The following is a 2,255-nucleotide window of genomic DNA, read 5'->3' as shown; positions in this document are numbered from 1 at the left end:
CAGCTCGCCCACCGACTCGTTGACGAAGGTGACCGGGCCGGTGCGGCGCGCGGTGTCATCGTCGTCGTCACCCCGGCGCCGGGTGGCCCGGCCCTTGCGCTCGGTCTCGCCACCCTCCGGCGTCCGGCGGACCGGGCGCCGGGAGCCGCGGGCCCCGACCAGGGCGGGCTCGTCGACGGTCTCGGGCTCCTCGCCGGCCTCCGCGGGGTCCTCGCCAGCCTCGGCGGCGTCCTCGGGGACGTCCACCGGCCCGGGCTGGCCGTCGCCGACCGGCTCGGGGCTCAGCTCGGCGTTGGCCTCGACCGGGACGCCAGCGCCGTCGGCGCGCTCGTCGGCGGGGTCGCGCGGCGAAGACGGATCCGACCCGCGGGTCTGGTCCTCGTCCTTCTCATCAGCCACGAGCTGTCCTCGCCATCTGTCGTCTCGGTCGGTCCGGTCGCACCCCGGCAGGTCGCCACCTGCGCGGGCCCCGACCTCGATCCCGTCCACGGCGGGGCGGCCGCGGCACGGTGCGCTGCAGGTCGACACACGCGACCTGCTCCGCAGGGCAAGAGGGACTTGAACCCCCAACCTTCGGTTTTGGAGACCGATGCTCTGCCAGTTGAGCTATTGCCCTTCGACGATCCACCCGACGCGCGGGCGCGACGGAACAGTCAGCGGATCGCCAAGACATGGAGTGTACGCACCGATCCGCGATCAGTCGAACCCGCGGACCCGGCTCACGGCTGGACGGCCCCCTGCTGCTCGAGCGCGGCCAGCACCACGCAGGTGGTCAGACCCTCCATCGCGGCCGCGAGCTCGGGCTCGGGCGGGAAGGAGGGCGCGATCCGGATGTTGCGGTCGCGGGGGTCGCGGCCGTAGGGGTAGGACGCCCCCGCCGGGGTGAGCGCGATCCCGGCCGCCCCGGCCAGCTCGACCACCCGGGAGGCGGTGCCGTCGAGGACGTCCAGGCTGACGAAGTAGCCGCCCTCCGGTGTCGTCCAGGAGGCGATGCCGAGGTCGCCCAGGCGGCGCTGCAGCACCGCGGAGACCAGCGCGAACTTGGGCTCGAGCAGCTCACGGTGCCGGCGCATCACCCGGCGCACGCCCTCGGCGTCGCCGAAGTAGAGGGCGTGGCGGAGGTGGTTGACCTTGTCCGGGCCGATCGAGCGCTTCGCGGCGTGGCCGAGGAACCAGTCGAGGTTGGCCGGGCTGGCGCCGAGGAAGGAGACCCCGGACCCGGCGTAGCTGATCTTGGAGGTGGAGGCGAAGACCAGCACCCGGTCGGGGTTCCCGGCCTCGGCGGCCAGCCCGAGGACGTCCAGCGGCGGGTGCTCGGTGTCGGTGAGGTGGTGCAGCGCGTAGGCGTTGTCCCAGAAGATCCGGAAGTCGGGGGCGGCCGGCATCGCGACCAGCGCCCGGGTGACGTCCTCGTCGTAGACCGCGCCGCTCGGGTTGGCGTAGGTGGGCACCACCCAGATGCCCTTGATCGAGTCGTCGGCGGCGACCAGCCGGGCCACCTCGTCGGGGTCGGGCCCGTGCGGGCCGGTCTCCACCGGGACCATCTCGATGCCGAGGTGGGCGCAGATGGAGAAGTGCCGGTCGTAGCCGGGCACCGGGCAGAGGAACTTCACCGGCTGGCCGGACCAGGGACGCCCGCCGCCCGGGACGCCGTGCAGCAGCGCCCAGACCACGCTGTCGTGCATCAGCGACAGGCTGGAGTTGTCCTGGGCGATCAGCTGGTCGACCCCGATGCCGAGCAGCTCGCCGAAGATCTCGCGGATCTCCGGCAGCCCCTGCTGGCCGCCGTAGTTGCGGACGTCCACCCCGCCGGCCGACCGGGTCCGGCCCGCGCCGGGCAGGGCGAGCAGCTCGTCGGCGAGGTCGAGCTGGGCCGCCGAGGGCTTGCCGCGGGTGAGGTCGAGGGCGAGCTTCCGTCCCAGCAGCTCCCGGTAGGCCGCGGTGGTCTCGGCCACCAGGGTGTCGAGCTGTTGCGGGTCGAGCTCTGCCAGGCCCATCTCCATCATCCTCACTGCTGCGGGCGGGTGCGGCCGGATGGCCGCCTGCCAGCCTAGCGACGGCGGGCGGGCCGGGTCGGCGCGTCCACGTCCGCCGGTGGTCCGGTGATCGCCCTTCGACAGGCTCAGGGCGTTGGGGTCGGCTCAGGGCGTTGGGGTCGGCTCAGGGCGTTGGGGTCGGCTCAGGGCGTCGGGGTCGGCTCAGGGCGTTGGGGTCGGCTCAGGGCGTTGGGGTGGGGTCGGGCGCGTTGGGGTGGG

At 74.0% G+C, this 2,255-nt stretch carries 2 protein-coding genes and 1 tRNA gene; all 3 read right to left on the bottom strand.

Features of this window, described 5'->3' with window-relative positions:
* Positions 1-399, bottom strand: a 399-nt coding sequence (locus DVA66_RS19600) for a hypothetical protein (RefSeq protein WP_198671973.1), incomplete at its 3' end; no start/stop codon positions are given.
* Positions 400-543: 144 nt separating this feature from the next.
* Positions 544-616, bottom strand: a tRNA-Trp gene (locus DVA66_RS19595).
* Positions 617-719: 103 nt separating this feature from the next.
* A complete protein-coding gene (locus DVA66_RS19590; protein ID WP_114561487.1) occupies positions 720-2,003 on the bottom strand; it encodes an aminotransferase class I/II-fold pyridoxal phosphate-dependent enzyme in 1,284 nt (427 codons plus the stop codon).
* Between the last annotated feature and the right edge of the window lie 252 nt (positions 2,004-2,255).

Source organism: Desertihabitans aurantiacus (assembly GCF_003344635.1).
Classification (GTDB): Bacteria; Actinomycetota; Actinomycetes; order Propionibacteriales; family Propionibacteriaceae; genus Desertihabitans; species Desertihabitans aurantiacus.
This window is presented reverse-complemented; position numbering and strand designations above follow the sequence as displayed.

Excerpts from the sequence above, each read along its gene's own strand:
- DVA66_RS19590 (WP_114561487.1), bottom strand. The coding sequence starts at position 2,003 with ATGGAGATGGGCCTGGCAGAGCTCGACCCGCAACAGCTCGACACCCTG.